The sequence below is a fragment of the Microbacterium sp. NPDC064942 genome, assembly GCF_049545525.1.
Lineage (GTDB): Bacteria > Actinomycetota > Actinomycetes > Actinomycetales > Microbacteriaceae > Microbacterium > Microbacterium gawkjiense.
The window spans coordinates 110124-131278 of sequence record NZ_JBMWDR010000007.1; the positions used below are offsets into that span (position 1 = coordinate 110124).

Below are 21155 nucleotides of genomic sequence, written 5' to 3' on the forward strand. Positions count from 1 at the left end.
ACCCCCGTCCTCCGATCCGATCACCCGCTCGGCGCCCCCGCCACGCCTCGACGTGGACGATGTGGTGGTCGTCGACACGAAGCGCGTCCGCACCGCGATCAGCGGCACGGTCGTCGGCAACTTCATGGAGTGGTTCGACTTCGGCATCTACGGCTACCTCGCCGTCACGATCTCCGTCGTCTTCGCGGACGATCTGCCCGAGCCGTGGAACCTGCTCGTCACCCTCCTCGGGTTCGCGATCTCGTTCCTCGTGCGCCCCATCGGCGGCCTCGTCCTCGGCCCGCTCGGCGATCGCATCGGTCGGCAGAAGGTCCTCTTCTTCACGATGGCGATGATGGCCGTCGCGACCGCCCTCATCGGCGTCCTGCCCACGAGCGCGCAGATCGGGCTCTGGGCGATCGTGCCGCTGTACCTGCTCAAGATGGTGCAGGGGTTCTCCACCGGCGGCGAGTACGCCGGCGCCACCACGTACGTCGCGGAGTTCTCCCCCGACAAGCGACGCGGCTTCTGGTCGTCGTGGCTCGACCTGGGCTCCTACGTCGGCTTCGCCGCCGGCGCCTCGGTCGTCGCCCTCACCACCGTCATCACCGAGTCGGTGTGGGGCGAGACCGCGATGACCGACTTCGGGTGGCGGATCCCGTTCCTCGTCGCGATCCCCCTCGGCATCGTCGCCATCTGGTTCCGCCTCAAGATCCCCGAGACCCCCGCCTACGAGAACGCCGCCGAGACCGAGAACGAGCCGGACCGCGACGACCCCCTCGCACGCCACGGGATCGGCGGCATCCTCCGTCACCACTGGCGCGAGGTGCTCATCGGCATCGCGATCGTCGCGGCGACGAACACCGCCGGCTACGCCCTCACGAGCTACATGCCGACCTACCTCGAGACCGAGGTCGGGATCTCGAACCTCGGCGCGGCCGTGGCGACCGTGCCGGTGCTGCTCGTGATGTCGGCCTGTCTGCCGTTCATCGGGATGCTGAGCGACCGGATCGGCCGGCGGCCGGTCTACATGATCGCCGCCGGCTCGACGATCGTGCTCATGATCCCGGCGTTCGCGATCATGCAGATCGGGCAGGAGTGGGCGGTCTTCGTCGCCCTCGGGATGGTGGCGATCCCCGTCGCCTTCTACGTCGCCGTGTCGGCGTCCACCCTGCCGGCCCTGTTCCCGACCGCGTCGCGGTTCGGCGCGATGGCGATCGCCTACAACGTCTCGGTCTCGCTGTTCGGCGGCACGACTCCGCTGTTCAGTCAGGCCCTCATCGACGCCACCGGCAACACCTACATGCCCGCGTTCTACATCATGTTCTTCGCGCTGCTGGGCGGGATCGCGCTGCTGTCGATGAAGGAGACCGCGAAGCGACCGCTGCTCGGCTCGGTGCCGACCGTCGAGACGCGCGAGGAGGCGATCGAGGTCGTCGAGCGTCAGGACGACGACCCGCTCATCGACACGTCGACGATGCCGATCCCGGTGCACCGCTCATAGCTTCACGCCGTAGGCGCGGGACCCCGGCGACGAGGGCAGTGGCGCGAGCCCGAGGCGGGTGTAGAAGGCCATCGCGCCGGTGTTCCCCGCCGACGCCACGAGGTGCAGTCCGGAGACACCCCGCTCTCGGAGCGCGTGGAAGAGCGTCTCGATGAGGCGGCGCCCCGCGCCCTTGCCCTGGGCCTGCGGCAGCAGGTCGATGTGCAGGTGCGCGGGGAACTCCTCGGCGTACCGCTCGGGCTTCTCCCCGCGGCTGTGGGCGTAGAGCAGGGTGCCGTCCTGACGCGTGACCTCGCGCTCGGGCTTCGGCCAGCGGTGCGCGTGGCGCGGCCACCACTCGTCGCGGAACCACCGCTCGAACGCGTCGGTGTCGGGCGTCGCGACGACGTACCCCGTGACGGTGCCGTCCTCGTCCTCGACGAGGAAAGCCACGTCGGGGTGGCGTTCGACGTAGGGCAGGACCCAGATGTGGGCCCAGATCGCGTCGTCCTCGAAGATCCCGGTCGCGTCGCCGCCGCCGTCGGCGGTCCGCAGGCAGATCTCGGCGAGGGCGGGTTCGTCCCCGGGACGGAACGGACGGATGCGGGATGCCGCACTCACCGCCGACCGTTCCCGAACACGCCGCGGATGACGCTGCCGATGATCGACTGCGTCGCCTTCGATCCGAGGATCTGCTCGAGCGGCGAGGACTCGACGCGACGCGAGGTCCGGGTGCGGCCGCCGGTGCTGCGGAGGATCCGGTCGTATTCGCGCTGCGCGTCGGCTTCGGCCTTCTTCTGCGCCTTGTCCATCGCGGCCTTCTGCTTCGCGTACTCCGCGTCGGCCTTCGCCTTGTCGGCGGCGGCCTTCGCGGCATCCGCCTCGGCGTCCGCCGCCGCCATCTTCGCGGCCAGGATCTCGCGCGCGGACTCCCGGTCGACCGGGGTGCCGTAGGTCGCGAGCAGCGGCGACGCCGCGACGGCGGCCTGCACGGCGGCCGACGGGGTCGGGGACATGAGCCCCTGCGGCGCGCGCAGCCGCGTCCAGGCGACGGGCGTCGGCGCGCCCTTCTCGTTCATGACGGTCACGATCGCCTCGCCTGTGCCGAGCTCCTGCAGCACGCGTTCGAGGTCGTAGCCCGAAGTCGGGTACGTGCCCACCGTCGCGCGCAGGGCCTTCGCGTCGTCGGGCGTGAAGGCGCGGAGCGCGTGCTGGATGCGCGAGCCGAGCTGGCCGAGGACGTCGCCCGGCACGTCCTTCGGGGTCTGCGTCACGAAGAAGACTCCGACCCCCTTCGAGCGGATGAGGCGCACGGTCTGCACGATCGCCGCGGTGAACGCCTTCGACGCGTCGCGGAACAGCAGGTGCGCCTCGTCGAAGAAGAACACGAGCTTGGGCTTGGCGGCATCCCCCACCTCGGGAAGGATCTCGAACAGCTCCGCGAGCAGGTACATGAGGAACGTCGAGAACAGTTCGGGCTTGTCGGCGATGCCGGGCACCTCGAGGAGCGAGATGATCCCGCGTCCGTCGGGGGCGGTGCGCAGGAAGTCGCGGACGTCGAACTCCGGCTCGCCGAAGAACACGTCGGCGCCGCCGTCGGCGAAGGTGATGAGCTCGCGCAGGATGACACCGGCCGTGGCGGAGGACAGCCCGCCGAGGTCCTTCAGCTCGGGCTTGCCGGCGTCGCTGGTCAGGTGGGTGAGGACGGCGCGCAGGTCCGCCAGGTCGACGAGCGGCAGCCCGTGCGCGTCGGCGTAGTGGAAGACGAGGCCGAGGCTCGACTCCTGCGTCTCGTTGAGACCGAGCACGCGGCTCAGCAGCAGCGGACCGAACCCGGTGACGGTGGCCCTGACCGGGACGCCGGTACCGATGCCGCCGAGCGCGAAGTACTCCGTGACGGATGCCGCCGGTTCCCACGCCTGGCCGATCGCCTCGGTGCGGGCCAGGAGCTTCGGGCTCGATTCGCCGGCCGTGGCGATCCCCGTGAGGTCGCCCTTGATGTCGGCCGCGAAGACCGGCACGCCCTTGGCCGCAAGCTGCTCGGCGAGCCCCTGCAGGGTGCGGGTCTTGCCCGTGCCGGTGGCCCCGGCGACCAGCCCGTGTCTGTTGGTCATCGCGATCGGGATTCGGATCTGCGCTTCGCGGACCGGGTCGCCGTTGACGAGCGCGCCGAGGTCGAGCGTCTCCTCTTCGAACGTGTACCCCGTGACGATCCGCGCGACCTCCTCCGCGTCGAGCGGGCCGGTGGGCGCGTCGGGAGCGGGCGCGTCGGCCGGAGTGGGTGCGTCGGCCGGAGTGGGTGCGTCGGCCGGAGCCGGCGCAACGGGCGGCGGAGGGTCGGCGGCCGGGGCGGGATCGCCGTCCGGGCCGGCCGCGGTCGGAGGCGCGGCATCCGTCTGTGTCCGTGCGGCCGCCGCACGTGCGGCGGCCAGGGCGGCCTGCGCCTTCGCGAGCTTCAGCTCCGCCTCTGCGGCGGCGGCCTCGGCTTCGAGACGGGCGAGTTCGGCATCGGCTTCCTCGGCGCTCATGCCGCTCAGCCTAGCGAGAGCCGGCGCTCGCGTTCCCGGACGACGGGGATCGTCAGCGCCGCCGCGACCAGCAGCGTCGTTGCGACACCGAGCACGGTCCCGCCCAGGGTGTCGGTCAACCAGTGCGCATGGACCTGCGTGCGGCTGAACGCCATGAGCAGGGTCCACGCGACTCCGACGACGAGCACCCAGACGCGCGGGAAGAGGACCACCGCGACGGTGGCGATCACCGCGGCGTTCGCCGTGTGGCCGGACGGGAACGACCCTTGGTCGGAGATGACGAGCATCTCCTCCGGCCGCACGCGGCCGAAGATCCCTTTGAGCAGCTGCACGACGAGCGCCCCCGCGATGGACGCGGCGAGGAAGAAGACCGCACCCCACAGCCGCCGGGCCACGAGCAGCAACCCCGCGCCGACGAGGGGCACGACGTAGGTCCCGATGACCCCCGCGCCCAGGATGTTCATGAGCAGCGACACGGGTCGGATGCCGGGGAGGAACGTCGCGACGTAGGCGTTCCACCAGGAATCGAGGTCGATGAGTTCGGAGTCGGTCGACTCGACGGCGATCCCGGTGGCCACGGCCGCGACGAGGAGCGCCGCGCCGATCACCGCCAGCCGCAGACCGATACCGATCTCGTGTTCGTGCGTGGGCACTGTCATGGCCCCATCCTGCTCGACGCGGGGCGCCGTCAGGCACCCCTTGCGCAGCCGCGCGGGATGCCCCACACGTCACGAGACCCTATGAAACGCTCACCGCCCAGGGCCCGTGCAGATGCAGGCGAATAAAATCGAAGCGGCGCACCTGCGCCCTCCCCACCCCGACCGACGAGGCCACTCCCATGACCCCGAACGATCCCACCGGTAAGCGCACGAGCGGCAACCCTGCCACGCAGGCGCAGCTGAACCTCACCGTGAAGCAGCAGCGCGAGCAGCAGAAGCAGCAGAAGCTCGCCGAGTACCAGCGCCAGCTCGCCAAGCGCCGCCGCACGAAGACCACCTGGTGGATCGTCGGCGTCACCGCCGCCGTGCTTATCGTCGGCCTCGTCGTGGCCTCCGTCGTTCTCACCCCGCGCCCCGTGACCGTCGCCCGCGGCGACGGCGACGGCTCGGGCATCGCGGGGGTGCAGACCTTCGAGCACACCGCGAACCACGTCGAGGGTGTCGTCGACTACGAGCAGACCCCTCCCGCCGGCGGCGACCACAACGCGGTGTGGCTGAACTGCGGTGTCTACGACCAGCCCGTCCCGAACGAGAACGCCGTCCACACCCTCGAGCACGGCGCCATCTGGATCACGTACGACCCGGCGCAGGTCGACCAGGCCGGCATCGACGCCCTCGACGCGCAGCTGCCCTCGGACCACACCGTGCTCTCGCCCTACGAGGACATGGACACTCCCATCGCCGTCAGCGCGTGGAACGCGCAGCTGAAGGTCGACTCCCCCGACGATGAGCGCATCGGCGAGTTCATCAAGGCCTACTGGCGCAACGTGAACGGTCCCGAGCCGGGCGCCGCGTGCACCGGCGCTCTGGACGCGCCCGGCAAGCAGTGACCGACGGCACCGTCGGCGACGAGCCGGGCACCGAGCGCACCCTGCCCCCGTGGTGGGTCGTGCTGCTCGTGGGCCTCGCCATCGCCGCGGTGGCGTTCGCGATCGGCCGCTTCTCGACGTTCGGCATCGCCGGCTCCACCCCGGGTGAAGGCTCCGCCGACGCCGGCTTCGCCCGCGACATGCAGATGCACCACGCGCAGGCGGTCGACATGGCGATGACCATCTACGCCGAGACCGACGACGACGAGCTCCGCGCCCTCGCGTACGACATCGCGACCGGGCAGTCGTCGCAGCGCGGCGAGATGCTGGACTGGCTGGTCCGCTGGGGGCTGCCGCAGTACGACGACCAGCCGATGGCGTGGATGGCGGCATCCGATTCCGGGCATGCGCACGGCGGCACCGACGGCGAGCCCCTCTCGGACGAAGAGATGCGCGAGCAGATGGGCATGGCCTCGGACGCCGAGCTGGCAGCTCTCAAGGCGGCCACCGGTCAGCAGGCGGACTGCTCGTTCCTCACCCTGATGATCCGCCACCACGAGGGCGCGATCCCGATGGCCGAGGCCGCCGTCGACCTCGCCTCCGACGAGCGGGTCCGGACGGTCGCTCAGACCATGATCAAAGGCCAGTCCTTCGAGATCCAGGCGATGACCTCGATGCAGCAGCGCCTCGGCTGCAGCGGTTGACCCGCAGACGAACGAAGAGGGGGATGCCGGTGGCCACCGGCATCCCCCTCTCTCGTCGTTCCGGGCTCAGCCCTTCGTCGCACCCGCGAGCAGGCCGCGGACGAAGAAGCGCTGCAGCGCGAAGAACACGATGAGCGGGACGATGATCGAGATGAACGTGCCCGCCGACTGCAGGAACCAGCGGTTGCCCCAGGTTCCCGACAGCGAGTTCAGCGCCTGCGTGATCGGCAGGGCGCCCGGCGAGGCGAAGATCGTCGCGACCAGCAGGTCGTTCCACACCCACAGGAACTGGAAGATCGCGAACGACGCGATCGCCGGAGCGGCCAGCGGCAGGATGATCCGGAAGAAGACCTGACCGTGGCCGGCGCCGTCCACCCGCGCCGCCTCGATGACCTCACCCGGGATCTCCGCGATGAAGTTGTGCAGCATGAACGTCGCCAGCGGCAGCGCGAAAATGGCGTGCGCGATCCAGACGCGCGCGAAGCTGTACTGCACGTCGTTCAGACCGAAGCCCGGGAAGATCGGCACCTCGTTGATGGTGAGCCCCTCGGAGAAGAGGGACAGCAGCGGCACGAGGGCCATCTGCAGCGGCACGATCTGCAGGGCGAACACGAAGACGAACAGCGCGCTGCGCCCCTTGAAGTCGATCCACGCGAACGCGTAGGCCGCCAGCGCCGCCATGACGATCGGGAAGACCGTCGCGGGGATGGTGATCGCGAGCGAGTTCACGAACGCCGAGGCGAGTGTCGTCGACGTACCGCCCGAGTTCAGCGCCTCGAAATAGTTGTCGAGGGTGAAGTCGGGGTTGGTGAACACCGTCCACCACCCGGTCGACTGCGTGTCGGCGCCGGGTCGGAACGAGGTGACGAACAGGCCGAACGTCGGGATCGTCCAGAAGATGGCGATGATGACGGCCGCGATCGTCGCGCCCTTCGACGTCAGCTTCTTGTGGGCGATCGCCTCGTTCTTGCGGGTGTCGCGCGCGACCTGGCGGGCCGTGCGGTTGTCGACCGGTGTGGTGGGTGCTGCGACGGTCATCAGCGGATCTCCCTCTGCTTGGCCATCGATCGGGCGTTGTAGATGATCAGCGGCAGGACGAACAGGAACAGGACGACGGCCAGAGCGGACGAGTGACCGTAGCTCTGGAACCGCTGCTGCTGGTTGACCATCTCGAAGCCGAGGACGGTCGTCTCGTCGCGACCGCCGGTCATGACGGCGACGATGTCGTACACCTTCAGCGAGGCGATCGTGATGGTCGTGAGCACGACGATCAGCGACGAGCGGATGCCGGGGACCGTGACGTTGCGGAACCGCTGCCACGCGTTGGTGCCGTCCAGTTGTGCCGCCTCCATCTGCTCGACGGGGACCGCCTTGATGGCCGCCGACAGGATCACCATCGCGAAACCGGTCTGCGTCCAGACGAAGACGACGAGGAGCATGAGCGTGTTGATGACCGGCTTGATCGCCAGCCACTGCACCGGGTCGCCCCCGAAGGCGGTGACGATGGCGTTCAGCAGACCGACCTGGTCGCCCTGGCGGGCGTCGTACATGAACTTCCAGATGATGCCGGCGCCGACGAACGAGATCGCGACGGGCATGAACACGAGGACCTTCAGGATCTTCTCGCCGCGGGCGCGATCGATGAAGACGGCGTAGGCGAGACCGATCACGACCGAGATCGTCGGTGCCAGAAGCGCCCACAGCAGCGTGTTGACCACCGACGCCGTACCGGTCGGGTTCGTGAACACCCAGATGTAGTTCTCCATGCCGACGAACTGCTCGCCCGACTTGTCGAAGAACGACTTGAAGATCGTCGAGATCGCCGGGTAGATCAGGCCGAGGATCAGCATGATGCTGGCCGGCGCCATGAAGAGGATCAGCTGGAACAGGTAGCCGGCGCCCTGACGGGAACGGAAGTCCGCGAAGAAGAGCAGTCCACCGACCAGCAGGGCGATCGCGACGACGTACACCACCGCGTTCGCGTAGGGACGCAGCAGGAGGAAGGCCAGCAGCGGGATCAGCAGGCAGGCCGCCAACCGCATGATGAAGTAGCCGCGGCCGGGCCGCGGGGCGAACTCGATCAGCACGAGGATGATGCCGACCACGATCCCGAACACCACCAGGATGACGGGGATCTGGATCAGCGGGTTCAGACCGCCGAGCCAGAGGAAGAAGCTGTTGAGCGAGAACCCGATGGTGATGCGTGCCGACTCCTCGCTGGAGGCCGTGAAGGCCAGCAGGAAGAAGAGCAGGACGATCAGGGCGAAGCCGGCGGCGACGACGATTCGGGTGATCGATCGTCCCTTGGGGTCCTGCGCGTGAGTGGTCACGGCGGGTTCGGTGTCGACCGGCCTGTCGACGGTGGTCTGCGACATGGGTGTCCCCTTCTGAGTAGGACGACGTACTCGGGCGGTGCGGATGGGAGAAGCGGGGTCGGGCTGGTGCAGCCCGACCCCGCTCGGCTCAGCCGATCGTCAGGCGACGATCAGTTCTCGTAACCGGCCTGGATGTCCGAGAGCACCGTGTCGGTGTCCTTGCCGTCGATCCAGTCGACCATGCCCTTCCAGAACGAGCCCGAGCCCACCGTGGAAGGCATCAGGTCGGAGGCGTCGAAACGGAAGACCGTCGACTCGTCCTGGAGCGTCGTCATCGCTTCCGTGAGGAACTCGCTGGAGGCGAGGCTGGGGTCGGCGTTCTTGTTCGCGGAGATCACACCGCCGAGCTCGACACGAGCGTCGGCGAACTCCGGCGAGGCCATGAACTCCAGCACCTTCTGAGTGGACTCGTCGTCCGAGAAGCCGGCGACGAACTCGCCGCCACCCTCGACCTGGAGCTCGCCCTCGGTGTAGCCCGGCATGATGAACGCGTAGACGTCACCGTCGGGGGCGACCTCGGGGGTCTCGCCGTCGGCGGTCTGCACGTCGAGGAAGTTCGCCGAGAGGAACGACGCCTGGTGCGTGAGCGCGCAGTCGCCGCTCGCGACGGCCGCAGCCACGTCGCCGAACGCCGTCGAGTTGATGCTCTTGACGTCGCCGTAGCCGGCGTTGACGTAGTCCGGGTTGAGCAGGATGTCGCCGACCGCGTCGAACGCTTCCTTGATCTGCGGGTCGGTGAACTTCACGTCACCGGCCACCCACTGGTCGTAGACGTCGGGGCCGGACTGGCGCAGGACGAGGTCCTCGATCCAGTCGGTGCCCGGCCATCCCGACGCGGCGTCGGAGGCGAATCCGGCGCACCACGCGGGGCCGCCGGTGGTCTCGACGATCTTGTCGGTGAGGGCGATCATCTCGTCCCACGTCTTGGGGATCTCGACGCCCCACTCGGCGAACTGCTTCGGGGAGTACCAGACGTACCCCTTCAGGTTCGCGAGCATGGGGGCGGCGTAGAACTCGTCGTCGAACGTGCCGTAGTTCTTCCAGTCGGGCGACCAGTTCTCGTCGACGGCACTCTCGACCGCGTCGGAGGCGGGCAGCACCTTGCCGGTGTCGACGAGCGTCTTCAGCAGACCGGGCTGCGGGACGATCGCGATGTCCGGGGCGTCACCACCGGTGACCTTCGTGACGATGTTTCCTTCGAACGACTTGTCGCCGGTGTACTCGACCGTGATGCCGGTGTCGGCGGTGAACTTCTCGAACGACTTGTTGAGGGCGTCGGCCTCACCGCCGGTGATGCCTCCGGCGATGCGGACGGTCTTCTTCGCCTCGCCGCCCGTGCCGCCTTCGCCCTCGGTGCCACCTTCTGCACACCCGGCGAGCACCAGTGCTGCCGCGCCCAGGAGGGCGACCGGGGCAAGAAGACGGTATCGCTGTGACAATGCCATGTACTTCTCCTCTTTCGGGATCATCGTCCGCCCAGAGGAGCCTTGGCCGCATCCTTGGGGAACCGATTCCAAGACAACCTACTTGGCGGTAGCGCTTCGACACAACAGCGAAATATCAAGGTTCTGCATCCATTAGAGTGCCTGGGCCCTCGAGCCGTGAGACCGCTCTCACGGCCGGCCCACGGAACCGGTTCCGGAGTGCCGTTCCAGGCACTACGCTGAGTCCTCGACCGAGGGGACGGTCGGACGGGGTCGAGGAGGACCGATGAGCACCATCGCCGACGTCGCACGTGAGGCCGGCGTATCGAAGGCGACCGCCAGTCGCGCACTGACGGGCAGCACGCAGGTGTCGGCCGATGCCCGACGACGTGTGCACGAGGCCGCACGCCGGCTCGGATACACACCGTCGACGAGCGCCGTCAGCCTCGCGACGGGGCGCACCCGCAACGTCGGCGTCGTGATGCCGCACGTCAACCGATGGTTCTTCGCCGAGGTCCTCGAGGGCATCCAGCAGGCGCTCCTGGAACGCGGACTGGACCTCACCCTGTACGACGCCGACCCGGGCAGCGAGACCCGCCGTCGCGTGTTCGACGAGTTCCTCACCCGCAAGAGGTTCGACGGGCTCATCGCGGTCGGGCTGGAGCCCGCCGAGAGCGAGCTCGAGACCCTGCTGTCGCTCAGCCGCCCGGTCGTCAGCATCATCGGCACTGAGCGCACGACGAGCGTCGTGACCCTCGACGACGCGCACGCGGCCGCCCTGGCGACGGCGCACCTCGTCTCGCTGGGACACCGCCGCATCGCGTTCCTCGGCGGCACGGCGGCGACATTGTGGCCCCACGTCGAGTCCGCGCGCTACGAGGGTTACGAACGCGAGATGCGCGAGTCGGGGCTCAGCGACCACATCAGCCGCACGCCCGCGGAGCTCACGATGTCCGCCGGCTACGCCGCCGCGGTCGATCTGCTCAGCGACCCCTCGCAGCGACCCACCGGACTGGTGGCGGCGTGCGACGAGGTCGCGATCGGCGCCATCATCGCGGCGCGGCGCCTCGGCATCCTGGTCCCCTCCGACCTCAGCGTCATCGGCATCGACGACCACGAGAACGCCGAGATGTTCGCCCTGACGACGCTGCGGCAGATCCCGCGCGAGCAGGGCGCGACGGCCGTGGAACTGCTCATGCGGCACATCGAGGATCCGACGGCCGAACCGACCAGCGTCATAATCCGACCCCGACTGGTGGTGCGGAACTCGACGTCCACACCGACCGGGTCATCGAGCGCCGCCGTCCGCGACGCGGCCTGGTCCTGACCCCCGGCATCCACCCCGGAAACGGCCGAAGGCCCCGGATGCCGAAGCATCCGAGGCCTTCGGAAAGGTGCGGAACCTTACTTGACGGACACCGTCGCGCCGGCGGCCTCGAGGGCCTCCTTCGCCTTGTCGGCGGCTTCCTTGTTCGCGCCCTCGAGCACGGCCTTGGGAGCACCGTCGACGACGGCCTTGGCCTCGCCGAGGCCGAGCGAGGTGAGCTCGCGGACGACCTTGATGACCTGGATCTTCTTGTCGCCGGCAGCCTCGAGGATGACGTCGAAGGAGTCCTTCTCCTCAACCTCTTCAGCAGCAGCGCCACCACCGGCACCGGCAACGGCGACGGGGGCAGCAGCGGTGACGTCGAACTTCTCCTCGAACGCCTTCACGAACTCGCTGAGCTCGACGAGGGTGAGGCCGGCGAACTGCTCGAGCAGCTCCTCGGTGGAAAGCTTCGCCATGATGTATCTCCTAGATAGATGGGGTGTGTGTAAAAGAGCTCGCTCGTCGCTTACGCGGCGTCAGCGGTCTCCAGCTTTTCGCGAAGCGCGTCGATGGTGGCGGCAGCCTTGCCCATCGTCGCCTTCATCATGCCCGCAGCCTTCGCCAGCAGAACCTCGCGGCTCTCGAGCGAGGCGTACTTGTTGACCTCGTCGGCCGAGAGCGCGTTGCCCTCGAAGATGCCGCCCTTGATCACGAGAAGCGGGTTGGCCTTGGCGAAGTCACGCAGAGCCTTGGCAGTGGCGACGAAGTCGCCGTGCACGAAAGCGACGGCCGAGGGACCCTTGAGGTCCTCGTCCAGCGCCGTGATCCCCGCGTTGTTCGCGGCGATCTTGGTCAGCGTGTTCTTCACCACGGCGTACTGCGCGTCCTGACGGATCGCGTTGCGCAGCTGCTTGAGCTGGGCAACCGTCAGACCGCGGTACTCGGTCAGCAAGACGGCGTTCGAGTCCTCGAAGTTCTTCGTGAGCTCGGCGACCGATGCATCCTTCTGCGCCATGGTCACTCCTTGATGTGTACGAGACGCCCCGCGGTGGCGGGACGTCGACCTCGACGGTCGGGCTGCATGAGAAAAGCTCCGGCGCATGCGCACGGAGCTTCGGCCCGGTTTCCCGGAAGTCTGTCGTACACCTGCGCGGGCCCCTGCGATGCAGAGCTTCGATCGTGTGCGCGGGCGCACAACGATGACCGACGGTCTTTGGCTTGTCCCCCAGTGTACGCCGCGCTCGCGCACCCGCCAAATCCCGGCATCCGGTCCGTGCGTTCGCGCGAAAGCGCGCCCGCGTGCCGAGAGGTGCGGGCGAGGCGCCGCCGCGTCGTCCACATCATGTGCTCCCGACGAGAGCACACGATGCGGACGGTTTAGGAGATGTGCAGTCGTTCAGAGCACATGATGTGCACGACGGAGGAGGCAGGGGATGCCGCGTTCGCCGCGCTCATGGGCGGGGTGAGATCCGGAAGGCAGCCATCCGGGCGGCGAGCACCTGCGGTGTGTCGAGGTCCGTCCACCCGATGCGCACCAGTCGCTTCTGTGTCACGCCTCGGATCCAATCCTCACGCTGCTTCTCCAGGAGCAGGATGTCGTCCAGGTGTCGACCGGCGCGGAGCTCATCGTCGCGGTACTTGACCGCGCCGTCGAACTCGACGAGAACGTTCTCGTCCTCCAGCTCGATGTCGACGCGGTAGTCCGAGCCGGCGGGCCCGCGCACCGGGACTTGGAGCCGGAATCGGGCGAACCCGATCTCCGCCAGCATCCAGCGCGCGATGCTTTCGCCCGTACTCTCGGCGAGACCGTTCGCGAAGGCGATGACCGTCCCTGCACGAGCCGCTCCGCGTGAACCGCGCTTTCGCCGGCCGATGTCGAGCACACTCTGACGCCAGCGCTCGACCGCCTCGGGATCGCCGCCGGATGTGGACGCCACGATGCGCAATGCCGCGTCGGCGGCCGCGACACCGCTGGACGGCGGCAGAACTCGACACACATCCCAGAGCGTCCGGGCCAAGGTCGTGCAGGGCACATCGAACGGGTTCGTGATCTCGGACGGCTCGAGCCGATCCGCGTGTCGGCGCAGCGCCGCGCGACTGACCAGCCGGCCATCCGCCGGCAAGCTCACGTGAACCGCATCGGGTACGTGCCGTGCAAGCGGCAGTCCCCACAGCACCGCTGCGGACTGATAGGAGAACACGCTCGTCCCGTCCTTCCGCTCAGCATCGGCGGCGGCGATCTCGACGAGGTGGCGCGCTTCGGGCCATAGGTCGTCGAACTGCTCGGCGAGGACGTATCGATTGCGTTGGATCCGCAGCATCCGACCCTCTCTCACCGCGTCCGTGATGTCACGCGACCGCCACCCGGAGCGTTCCAGATCGGCACGATCGAGAATCAGCCGGCGCGCTTCGGCGAACGAGATGTGTCGAGGCATGCAGCGAGCCTCCCCAGGGCGACCCGGCCCAGAGGGGTTCGCGCACCGAACCGGGGAAGCCTCCGCAATCCGTCGTCCAGTGGAGGAAGCGACGGATGTTCACATCATGTCGTCCGCACGAGAACACACGTTCCGCGCAGCTCACGACGTGTGATGTCGACCAGACGACATGATGTGGACAGAAGGGCGGATGCCGGGCGGCAGCGCACGGGCGGCAGCGCAGCGCGCGGGCGACGCAGCGCACGCCCTCGCGCGCCGGCACCGGCGCGGGTCAGTGCGAGGAGAAGGCGGATCGATGGCGCGGGTGGGCGAGCACCTGATCGCCGGGGTGCGCGAGGTCGTGTACTCCCGTTCCGCGCCGCTCGCGACGGCGCACCTGTCGATCGTGCAGTCCGCGACGGGTGCGGAGGCGGGCGTCCTGGGCGCCAGCATCCTCGTCGTCGAGCATGCGCTCTCCCGGGACGTCCTCGCCGCGGGGGTCGAGACCGTCTGATCGGGCGACGGCCGCGCGCGGCGGGTCGGGGCAGCCCGTGCGGGAGGGGCGACTTAGGATCGACGGGTGACTCCCGAACTCGCCGCCCGGATCGTCGCGGACTCCCGCGACCGGGTCGCGTGGATGCGGGCCCGCTCCCGCGGGATCACGGCCACGGACGTCGCCTCGCTCACCAGCGAGAAGGCGATCGCCCGGGCGGCCGAGGCGAAACTGAACGGCTCCGGATTCAGCGGCAACGCCTACACCGACCACGGCCGACGGCGTGAGCCCGAGATCGCCGCCTGGGTCGCGGCGACCCACGGCATCCGTCCGTCGTCGGCGCTGTTCCACGCCGAGATCGAGAAGCGGCACCTCGCCACGCCCGACGGGATCATGGTGGATGCCGCGGGCCGCGTCACGCTCGCCGAGATCAAGACGACCAACAAGACGTGGAAGTCGATCCCCCGTACGTACCTGCGTCAGGTGTGGTGGCAGCAGCACGTCCTCGGCGCCGAGCGCACGCTCGTCGTGTGGGAGGAGCACCAGGACTTCGTCCCGCTCCGGGACGAGCCGCGGTGCGCCTGGATCGATCGCGACGAGGCCGAGATCGGCTCGCTCGTGCGCCTGGCGACCGCCTTGATCGACGAGCTCTACCACCGCACGACCGGTAAGACGCCGCCGGTGCGCGAGACGGCCGCGCCGGTCAGCCGCCGCGAGCAGCTGCGCGAACGCGACATCTTCCGCGCGCTCGCCCTCGCCGACTGATCCCCCGCGATGAGGCCGCCTTCGGGCGGTGTTTCGTCGCGCCTCGGGGAGATAGTTGACGTGGATCAAATGTCGCCATATAGTTGACGTCTATCAAATGTTGACCTGAATCATCTAACAGGAGTCGCATGTCCACCTCGACCCCCACCGCGCCGCGCCGGGTCCTCGCCCCGCTCTCGGGGCTGCTCCTCGGCATGTTCGTGTCGATGATCGCGTCGACGGTCGTCTCGACGTCGCTGCCCGTGATCATCCACGACCTCCGGGGCGACCAGGGCGCGTTCACCTGGGTGGTGACCGCCACCCTGCTCACCACGGCCATCTCGACGCCCATCTGGGGCAAGCTCGCGGACCTCGTGAACCGCAAGGCGCTCTACCAGATCGCGCTCGTCATCTTCGTCCTCGCGACCGCCGCCGCCGGGTTCGCGCAGGACCCCGGCACGCTCATCGCGTTCCGCGCCGTGCAGGGTCTCGGCGCAGGAGGCCTCGCGGCCCTCAGCCAGGTGCTCATGGCCGACATCATCAGCCCGCGTGAGCGCGGCCGCTACATGGGCCTGTTCGGCGCCGTCATGGCCGTCGCGACCGTCGGCGGCCCGCTGCTGGGTGGCGTCATCACCGACGCGTTCGGCTGGCGCTGGAACTTCTTCGTGTCGCTCCCGATCGCCGTCGCCGCGCTCATCATGGTGCAGCGCACCCTGCCTCACTCGAGCGTGAGCAGTCGCCGTCCGAAGATCGACTACCTCGGCATCGTGCTGCTGTCCACCGCCGTCTCGCTGCTGCTCATCTGGGTCACCAGCGCCGGCTCCAGCTTCGATTGGTGGGGCACCGAGACCATCCTCATGGTCGGTGGCGCCCTCGTCGCCGCCGTGCTGTTCGTCGTCGTCGAACTGCGCACCAGCGAGCCGCTCGTGCCGCTCACCCTCTTCCGCGACCGCACCTTCACCCTCGCGGTCGTCGCCTCGATCGCCACGGGCATCGCGATGTTCGGTGCGTCGGTCTTCCTCGGCCAGTACATGCAGATGGCCCGCGGCGCCACGCCGACCGAGGCCGGCCTCATGACGATCCCGATGATCGCGGGGCTCCTGCTGTCGTCGGTCGGTGTCGGTGCGCTCATCACGCGCTTCGGCCACTGGAAGCCGTACCTCGTCGTGGGCAGCATCCTGCTGACCGCCGGCGCGACCCTCCTGTCGACCATCCACTACGACACCGACTTCTTCCTCGTCTCGGTCTACATGTTCCTGCTGGGCGCGGGCGTCGGCATGACGATGCAGAACCTCGTCCTGGCGGTGCAGAACACCGCGAAGCCGTCGGAGATCGGCGTCGCGAGTTCGGGTGTGACCTTCTTCCGCAGCCTCGGCGGCACCGTCGGCGTCTCGCTCATGGGCGCGGCGCTCGCCACGCGCGTCACCGACCTGTTCGGCGGAGCGCAGGAGAAGATCGTCGCCGCCCTCACCGCCCTCGGGCCCGAGGGGGCGACCTGGGCCAAGCAGCTCGCCTCCGGCGCACTCCCCCGCGTCGCCACCATGCCCGAGAGCCTCCGCGTGATCGTCGAGGACATCTACGCGCAGGGCATCTCGTCCGCGTTCCTCATCGCGGTGCCGTTCGGTGTGATCAGCATCCTGGCCGTGATCTTCCTGCCCGACCGCAGCCTCAGCACCATGACCACCTCCGAGCGTCGCCACGCGTCGGAGGCCGACCTGGCCACCGTGTCGGTGCCCGCCGGAATGGACGCCGTCACCGCGACGGGCACGGTTCCCGTGGTCGCCCCCGACGCCCCGGCGGACGAGGCCGCGAGCGAGGCACGGCGATAACATGGACACGATGTCCGCAGCGACCGACCGAGAGGCCCGCACCCGCGCGGTGCGGGCTCTCGAGGGCGAGTTCAGCGACCTGATCACCCTCTTCAGGCGCAAGATCACCGAGAACGCCAACCGTGTGAGCCCGGGGATGCTGCCGGGCGCCTACAAGGTCTTCACGACGATCGTGCGTCACGAGCCGGTCACCCAGTCCGCCCTCGCCGAGATGCTCCTGCTCGACAAGGGCCAACTCAGCCGGAGCGTGCGCGAGCTCACGGAGCTCGGACTCATCGAACGCACCCCCGACCCCAACGACGGCCGGTCGAGCCTGCTGAGCGCCACGGCGCACGGCCGCGATCGCCTCGCGGATGCCCGGGGCCCCCAGGAGGGCGCGCTGCTCGCCGCGCTGGAGGACTGGCGGGTCGAGGACATCGAGAACCTCGCCCGACTGCTGCACGCCCTCGTCGCCGGATCCCGACCCGACGGCGGCCCCACCACGTAGGCCGCCGCCGGGATTCTCGCTCCGGTGACGCCGACGTAACACCGTCGAGACAATGTCGCGATTGACTGGTCTTCCACCGAGCACCCCCGCGCTCGCCGTCGAGCGCAGGTGAGAAGGAGCAGCCGATGCGATTCCGGCCGCTGCGATCCGCAGCCCCCACCGCGAGCGAGGCCGTCGAGGTGACCGCTCCTCCCCCGGACATGCGCGGCGTGGTCTACGACGCCCCGGGCGACGCCGAGGCCCTCCGTGTCGCCCGGCTGCCCGTCCCGAAACCAGCGCTCAGCGAACTGCTCGTGCGCGTCGTCGCCGCCGGCGTGAACCCCATCGACGCCAAGACCCGCGCGGGTCGCGGCCTGAACGGTCTCCTCGACGGTGCCCCCACGCCCCTCGGCTTCGACTTCAGCGGGGTCGTCGTCGCGAGCCCGTTCGAGGCCCACCCGTTGCAGCCGGGCGACCCGGTGTTCGGGATGGCGGCCTTCCCCCGGACGGGCGGGAGCTACGCCGACTACCTCGTCGTGCCCACCCTGTCGGTGGCGCGCAAGCCCGCCTCGCTGTCGCACGTCGAGGCGGCGGGGGTGCCGGTCGCGGCGCTCACTGCCTGGGGACTCGTCGTCGAGACCGCTCACGCGCACGAGGGCCAGCGCGTCCTCATCCACGCCGGCTCCGGCGGCGTCGGTCACTTCGCCGTGCAGCTCGCGGCCTACTTCGGTGCCCACGTGACGGCGACCGGTTCGGAGCGCAACCTCGGTTGGCTGCGCGAGCTCGGGGCATCCGTCGCCATCGACTACACGACGACCCGCTTCGAGGAGGTCGTCGGCGAGGTGGACGTCGTCATCGACCTCGTGGGCAACGTCCACGGCGACACCGGTACGCGGTCCCTGACCGTCCTGCGCCCGGGCGGTCTGTACGTCATGGTGCCCACGGGAGCCTGGGACGGATACGCGGATGCCGCCGCGGCGGCCGGCGTGCGCGCGACCTCCTACAAGACGATCCCCGACGGTGCCGTGCTCGCGACGCTCGGACGCCTGCTCGACTCGGGTGCCGTGCAGGTCTACATCGACCGGGTGTTCGATCTCGCCGACGCCGCCGAGGCACACCGCGAGCTCGAACGCGGCCACACGCGCGGCAAGATCGTGCTGAGCGTGGCGGACGCCTGATGCGCCGCATCCGCCTCGTCGTCCGAGGCATCGTCCAGGGTGTCGGGTTCCGGTTCGCGATGCAGCACACCGCGCGTGCGGCCGGTGCCACCGGATGGGTGCGCAACCTCTCGAACGGCACGGTCGAGGCCGAGGTGCAGGGCGACGCGGCCGCCGTCGAGGCGGTCGTCGACTGGGCGGCGAAGGGGCCGCGCGGGGGCGTCGTCGACGACGTCGTGCTGACCGAGGTCACGCCGCAGGACGAGGAGGCGGACTTCGAGATCCGCCGCGACGCCTGACGCGTCAGTCCTCGAGCGGTCGCAGGATGCGGTCGAGGAAGCGCCGGGTGCGCTCGTTCGTCGGCGCGGTGAAGAGGTCGCGGGGGTGACCGCGCTCGACGATCATGCCGCCGTCGAAGAAGACCACCTCGTCGGCGACCTGTCGCGCGAAGCCGAGCTCGTGCGTAACGATGACCATCGTCCAGCCCTCGTCGGCGAGCTCCTTGAGCACCAGCAGCACCTCGCCCACGAGCTCCGGGTCGAGGGCGCTGGTCGGCTCGTCGAAGAGAAGGACGTCGGGAGCGAGCGCGAGCGCCCGTACGATGCCGACCCGCTGCTGCTGTCCGCCGGACAGCTCGTGCGGATAGGCATCGCGCTTCTCAGCGAGTCCGACGCGCGCCAGCAGCCGCTCGGCGTCGGCGACGGCCGCATCCTTCGTCACCCCCCGCGCGTGCACCGGTCCCTCGATCACGTTCTCGAGGACCGTGAGGTGCGGGAAGAGGTTGTGGTGCTGGAAGACCATCGCGGAGCGGTCCCGGAGCGCGGCGCGCTGCTGCTTCGCCGCCCGCCCCGTGGCCGACTGGCCGAAGTCGTGCGTCTGGCCGTCGGAGAAGGTCACCACGCCGGCGTCGGGGGCTTCCAGGCCGTTGAGGCACCGGAGCACCGTGGTCTTGCCGGACCCGCTCGGACCGATGAGGCAGACGACCTCGCCGCGACCGACGGCGAAGTCCACGCCGTCGAGGACGACGTTGTCGCCGAAGGACTTCCGCAGTCCGGTCACGGCCAGCAGGGGGGCGTCAGTGTGCGACACGGCGATCGAGCCTCCGTTCGATGCGGTCCTGACCGAAGGAGAGGACGAGGCAGAAGAGCCAGTAGATGAACGCGGCCTCGATGTAGACGACGAGGAACTCCGAGCTGAACGCGGCGATGCGCTGCGCCGCGAGGAACAGCTCGGCCACCGTGATCTGCGCCACGAGGGACGTGTCCTTCACGAGCGAGATGAACGTGTTCGACAGCGGCGGGACCGAGACGCGCGCCGCTTGCGGCAGGATGATGCGTCGGAGCGCCGTGGCCCGCGGCAGACCGACGGTGAATGCCGCCTCCCACTGCCCCTTGGGGACGGAGAGTATCGCGGCGCGGATGACCTCCGCGGCGTACCCGCCGACGTTGAGCGACAGCGCGATGACGGCGGCCGGCCAGGCGTCGAGGCGCACATCGATCTGCGGCAGCCCGTAGTAGACCACGAAGATCTGGACGAGCAGCGGCGTCCCCCGGATGACGGAGATGTACGCGCGGGCAAGACCCGACAGCACCCGGTTGCCCGAGATGCGCATCAGCGCCGCCGCGATCGCCAGCACGAGACCGATCACGAACGAGACGAGGGCGAGCGGGATCGTGACCGTCACCCCGGCCAGGAGCATCGGCCAGAACGAGCTCAGGACCAGTTGCCACGTATCGGCGTCCACCGGCATCCTTTCTCAGAACGGGCGACGGGCCCGACGGACGCCTCGCAGCGTCGCGCCGAGCCCGTCGGGGCCGGGATCACTCGGTGACGTCGGCTCCGAAGTAGGTCTCGCTGATCTTCGCGAGGGTTCCATCTTCGCGCAGCTCGTCGAGCGCGTCGTCGATCTTCTCGATCAGCGCCGTCTTGTCCTTGGCGGCGACGACGGCGCTCTGGGCGGGGTCGGTCTCGGCCGCGATCTTCAGGCCCGTGGGTCCGTTGGTCTTCTCGTAGTCGAGGAAGGTGAGCTTGTCGTTGACGGTCGCGTCGACGCGGCCCTGACGCAGCAGCTCGACGGCCTGTGCCCAGCCCTCGATCGGGGTGACGTCGGCGCCGGCCTCCTCGGCCAGCTGGAAGAAGTTGCTTGTGAGCGACTGCGCCGTCTTCTTGCCCTTCAGATCGGCGAAGCTCGAGATCGAGTCGTCGCCCTCCTGGACCACGACGACGCTCGGCGACACGGTGTACGGCTCGCTGAAGAGGTACTTCTCCTCGCGCTCGGGGTTGATCGAGACCTGGTTGGCGATGACGTCGACGCGGCCCGCATCGAGACCGGCGAAGATGCCGTCCCACTGGGTCTCCTGGAATTCCACCTTCAGATCGAGCTTCTCGGCGACGGCCTCGATGATCTCGACGTCGTAGCCGACGAGCTTGCCGGTCTCGTCGTGGTACGTGAACGGACGGTAGGTGCCCTCGGTGGCGACCGTGAGCGTGCCCGCCTTGGCGAGACCGAGGTCCTCGCCGCCGGCACCGGGCTGCCCCGAACTCGTGGAGCAGGCGGTCAGCGCCAGGACGGTGCTGAGGGCGAGGGCTCCGAGGGCAGCGGTACGACGGGACATGGATCTCCTTGGTGAGGGGGTGTCGGGATGCGGTCGCGCAGCATCGGTGGCCGGCGCGACCCTTCAGTACAACACGCAGCGGCCCGAGATCTTCCCCGGGTGACGGA

At 69.2% G+C, this 21155-nt stretch carries 21 protein-coding genes and 1 pseudogene; 10 read left to right on the plus strand and 12 right to left on the minus strand.

Going from position 1 to position 21155, the window contains the following annotated elements:
• Positions 1-52: 52 nt before the first annotated feature.
• The gene (locus ACPEH2_RS12330) at positions 53-1483 is read left to right on the plus strand and encodes an MFS transporter (RefSeq protein WP_423718846.1); all 1431 of its coding nucleotides are present in this window, start codon (positions 53-55) and stop codon (positions 1481-1483) included.
• Here the strand turns inward: ACPEH2_RS12330 and ACPEH2_RS12335 are convergent.
• Genes ACPEH2_RS12335 through ACPEH2_RS12345 form a run of 3 tightly spaced genes read right to left on the minus strand, consistent with a single transcriptional unit; the run spans position 1478 to position 4649 of the window.
• The gene (locus tag ACPEH2_RS12335) at positions 1478-2083 is read right to left on the minus strand and encodes a GNAT family N-acetyltransferase (protein WP_253036180.1); all 606 of its coding nucleotides are present in this window, start codon (positions 2081-2083) and stop codon (positions 1478-1480) included. The two genes, ACPEH2_RS12330 and ACPEH2_RS12335, sit on opposite strands and share 6 nt — an antisense overlap.
• A complete protein-coding gene (locus ACPEH2_RS12340; protein ID WP_423718832.1) occupies positions 2080-3990 on the minus strand; it encodes a helicase HerA-like domain-containing protein in 1911 nt (636 codons plus the stop codon). The genes ACPEH2_RS12335 and ACPEH2_RS12340 overlap by 4 nt, the downstream gene beginning before the upstream one ends.
• A 5-nt stretch (positions 3991-3995) precedes the next feature.
• A complete protein-coding gene (locus ACPEH2_RS12345; protein ID WP_423718833.1) occupies positions 3996-4649 on the minus strand; it encodes a phosphatase PAP2 family protein in 654 nt (217 codons plus the stop codon).
• A gap of 179 nt (positions 4650-4828) precedes the next feature.
• Between ACPEH2_RS12345 and ACPEH2_RS12350 the strand changes: the two genes are divergently transcribed.
• Together ACPEH2_RS12350 and ACPEH2_RS12355 are read left to right on the plus strand one after the other, a co-directional pair.
• The gene (locus ACPEH2_RS12350) at positions 4829-5539 is read left to right on the plus strand and encodes a DUF3105 domain-containing protein (protein ID WP_366213879.1); all 711 of its coding nucleotides are present in this window, start codon (positions 4829-4831) and stop codon (positions 5537-5539) included.
• Positions 5536-6222: a DUF305 domain-containing protein gene (locus tag ACPEH2_RS12355; protein WP_217530814.1), complete on the plus strand. Its 687-nt coding sequence runs from the start codon at positions 5536-5538 to the stop codon at positions 6220-6222. Before ACPEH2_RS12350 ends, ACPEH2_RS12355 begins: the two co-directional genes overlap by 4 nt.
• A gap of 66 nt (positions 6223-6288) precedes the next feature.
• Here the strand turns inward: ACPEH2_RS12355 and ACPEH2_RS12360 are convergent, their stop codons facing one another.
• The 3 genes from ACPEH2_RS12360 to ACPEH2_RS12370 form a co-directional block, all read right to left on the minus strand.
• Positions 6289-7260 carry a carbohydrate ABC transporter permease gene (locus ACPEH2_RS12360; RefSeq protein ID WP_217530811.1) on the minus strand — a complete coding sequence of 324 codons (972 nt, stop codon included), beginning with the start codon at positions 7258-7260 and terminating at the stop codon, positions 6289-6291.
• Positions 7260-8597 carry a carbohydrate ABC transporter permease gene (locus ACPEH2_RS12365; RefSeq protein WP_217530809.1) on the minus strand — a complete coding sequence of 446 codons (1338 nt, stop codon included), beginning with the start codon at positions 8595-8597 and terminating at the stop codon, positions 7260-7262. The genes ACPEH2_RS12360 and ACPEH2_RS12365 overlap by 1 nt, the downstream gene beginning before the upstream one ends.
• 110 nt (positions 8598-8707) lie before the next feature.
• Positions 8708-10042 (minus strand): ABC transporter substrate-binding protein, encoded by a 1335-nt coding sequence (locus ACPEH2_RS12370; protein WP_423718834.1) that lies wholly within the window; start codon positions 10040-10042, stop codon positions 8708-8710.
• 265 nt (positions 10043-10307) lie between these two features.
• On the opposite strand from ACPEH2_RS12370, the gene ACPEH2_RS12375 reads away from it, so the two are divergent.
• Positions 10308-11348, plus strand: a complete 1041-nt coding sequence (locus ACPEH2_RS12375) for a LacI family DNA-binding transcriptional regulator (RefSeq protein WP_217530805.1) — start codon at positions 10308-10310, stop codon at positions 11346-11348.
• Between the two features lie 77 nt (positions 11349-11425).
• On the opposite strand, the gene rplL is transcribed toward ACPEH2_RS12375, so the two are convergent.
• The 3 genes from rplL to ACPEH2_RS12390 all read right to left on the minus strand — a co-directional run bounded on the left by rplL (position 11426) and on the right by ACPEH2_RS12390 (position 13507).
• The gene (rplL, locus tag ACPEH2_RS12380; protein ID WP_018186979.1) at positions 11426-11806 is read right to left on the minus strand and encodes a 50S ribosomal protein L7/L12; all 381 of its coding nucleotides are present in this window, start codon (positions 11804-11806) and stop codon (positions 11426-11428) included.
• A 50-nt stretch (positions 11807-11856) separates the two neighbouring features.
• A complete protein-coding gene (gene rplJ, locus ACPEH2_RS12385) occupies positions 11857-12345 on the minus strand; it encodes a 50S ribosomal protein L10 (protein ID WP_064002996.1) in 489 nt (162 codons plus the stop codon).
• 436 nt (positions 12346-12781) lie between these two features.
• Positions 12782-13507 carry a hypothetical protein gene (locus ACPEH2_RS12390; RefSeq protein ID WP_359919514.1) on the minus strand — a complete coding sequence of 242 codons (726 nt, stop codon included), beginning with the start codon at positions 13505-13507 and terminating at the stop codon, positions 12782-12784.
• Positions 13508-14051: 544 nt separating this feature from the next.
• Between ACPEH2_RS12390 and ACPEH2_RS12395 the strand changes: the two are divergent.
• The 6 genes and pseudogenes from ACPEH2_RS12395 to ACPEH2_RS12420 form a co-directional block, all read left to right on the plus strand.
• Positions 14052-14258 (plus strand): annotated as a pseudogene (locus tag ACPEH2_RS12395) (sugar kinase); the annotation flags it as partial.
• 66 nt (positions 14259-14324) lie between these two features.
• Complete coding sequence (locus ACPEH2_RS12400) at positions 14325-15002, plus strand: YqaJ viral recombinase family protein (RefSeq protein WP_359919516.1); 678 nt, start codon at positions 14325-14327, stop codon at positions 15000-15002.
• Positions 15003-15130: 128 nt separating this feature from the next.
• On the plus strand, positions 15131-16810 hold the full coding sequence (locus ACPEH2_RS12405) for an MDR family MFS transporter (protein WP_359919518.1): 1680 nt from the start codon (positions 15131-15133) through the stop codon (positions 16808-16810).
• Between the two features lie 10 nt (positions 16811-16820).
• Positions 16821-17297, plus strand: a complete 477-nt coding sequence (locus ACPEH2_RS12410) for a MarR family winged helix-turn-helix transcriptional regulator (protein ID WP_217530797.1) — start codon at positions 16821-16823, stop codon at positions 17295-17297.
• Positions 17298-17422: 125 nt separating this feature from the next.
• A complete protein-coding gene (locus tag ACPEH2_RS12415) occupies positions 17423-18454 on the plus strand; it encodes an NADP-dependent oxidoreductase (RefSeq protein WP_359919520.1) in 1032 nt (343 codons plus the stop codon).
• Complete coding sequence (locus tag ACPEH2_RS12420; protein WP_253035406.1) at positions 18454-18732, plus strand: acylphosphatase; 279 nt, start codon at positions 18454-18456, stop codon at positions 18730-18732. Before ACPEH2_RS12415 ends, ACPEH2_RS12420 begins: the two co-directional genes overlap by 1 nt.
• Positions 18733-18736: 4 nt before the next feature.
• On the opposite strand, the gene ACPEH2_RS12425 is transcribed toward ACPEH2_RS12420, so the two are convergent.
• The 3 genes from ACPEH2_RS12425 to ACPEH2_RS12435 all read right to left on the minus strand — a co-directional run bounded on the left by ACPEH2_RS12425 (position 18737) and on the right by ACPEH2_RS12435 (position 21048).
• Positions 18737-19522: an amino acid ABC transporter ATP-binding protein gene (locus ACPEH2_RS12425; protein ID WP_311285435.1), complete on the minus strand. Its 786-nt coding sequence runs from the start codon at positions 19520-19522 to the stop codon at positions 18737-18739.
• Positions 19509-20132: an amino acid ABC transporter permease gene (locus tag ACPEH2_RS12430; protein WP_423718847.1), complete on the minus strand. Its 624-nt coding sequence runs from the start codon at positions 20130-20132 to the stop codon at positions 19509-19511. Before ACPEH2_RS12430 ends, ACPEH2_RS12425 begins: the two co-directional genes overlap by 14 nt.
• 121 nt (positions 20133-20253) lie before the next feature.
• A complete protein-coding gene (locus ACPEH2_RS12435) occupies positions 20254-21048 on the minus strand; it encodes an amino acid ABC transporter substrate-binding protein (protein ID WP_064002983.1) in 795 nt (264 codons plus the stop codon).
• Between the last annotated feature and the right edge of the window lie 107 nt (positions 21049-21155).

What these genes read in the sequence shown, in the direction of transcription:
- ACPEH2_RS12340 (WP_423718832.1), bottom strand. Translation starts at nt 3,990, where the DNA reads ATGAGCGCCGAGGAAGCCGATGCCGAACTCGCCCGTCTCGAAGCCGAG.
- ACPEH2_RS12345 (WP_423718833.1), bottom strand. Translation starts at nt 4,649, where the DNA reads ATGACAGTGCCCACGCACGAACACGAGATCGGTATCGGTCTGCGGCTG.
- ACPEH2_RS12350 (WP_366213879.1), top strand. Translation starts at nt 4,829, where the DNA reads ATGACCCCGAACGATCCCACCGGTAAGCGCACGAGCGGCAACCCTGCC.
- ACPEH2_RS12360 (WP_217530811.1), bottom strand. Translation starts at nt 7,260, where the DNA reads ATGACCGTCGCAGCACCCACCACACCGGTCGACAACCGCACGGCCCGC.
- ACPEH2_RS12365 (WP_217530809.1), bottom strand. Translation starts at nt 8,597, where the DNA reads ATGTCGCAGACCACCGTCGACAGGCCGGTCGACACCGAACCCGCCGTG.
- ACPEH2_RS12370 (WP_423718834.1), bottom strand. Translation starts at nt 10,042, where the DNA reads ATGGCATTGTCACAGCGATACCGTCTTCTTGCCCCGGTCGCCCTCCTG.
- ACPEH2_RS12375 (WP_217530805.1), top strand. Translation starts at nt 10,308, where the DNA reads ATGAGCACCATCGCCGACGTCGCACGTGAGGCCGGCGTATCGAAGGCG.
- rplL (WP_018186979.1), bottom strand. Translation starts at nt 11,806, where the DNA reads ATGGCGAAGCTTTCCACCGAGGAGCTGCTCGAGCAGTTCGCCGGCCTC.
- rplJ (WP_064002996.1), bottom strand. Translation starts at nt 12,345, where the DNA reads ATGGCGCAGAAGGATGCATCGGTCGCCGAGCTCACGAAGAACTTCGAG.
- ACPEH2_RS12405 (WP_359919518.1), top strand. Translation starts at nt 15,131, where the DNA reads ATGTCCACCTCGACCCCCACCGCGCCGCGCCGGGTCCTCGCCCCGCTC.
- ACPEH2_RS12410 (WP_217530797.1), top strand. Translation starts at nt 16,821, where the DNA reads ATGTCCGCAGCGACCGACCGAGAGGCCCGCACCCGCGCGGTGCGGGCT.
- ACPEH2_RS12415 (WP_359919520.1), top strand. Translation starts at nt 17,423, where the DNA reads ATGCGATTCCGGCCGCTGCGATCCGCAGCCCCCACCGCGAGCGAGGCC.
- ACPEH2_RS12420 (WP_253035406.1), top strand. Translation starts at nt 18,454, where the DNA reads ATGCGCCGCATCCGCCTCGTCGTCCGAGGCATCGTCCAGGGTGTCGGG.
- ACPEH2_RS12430 (WP_423718847.1), bottom strand. Translation starts at nt 20,132, where the DNA reads ATGCTCCTGGCCGGGGTGACGGTCACGATCCCGCTCGCCCTCGTCTCG.
- ACPEH2_RS12435 (WP_064002983.1), bottom strand. Translation starts at nt 21,048, where the DNA reads ATGTCCCGTCGTACCGCTGCCCTCGGAGCCCTCGCCCTCAGCACCGTC.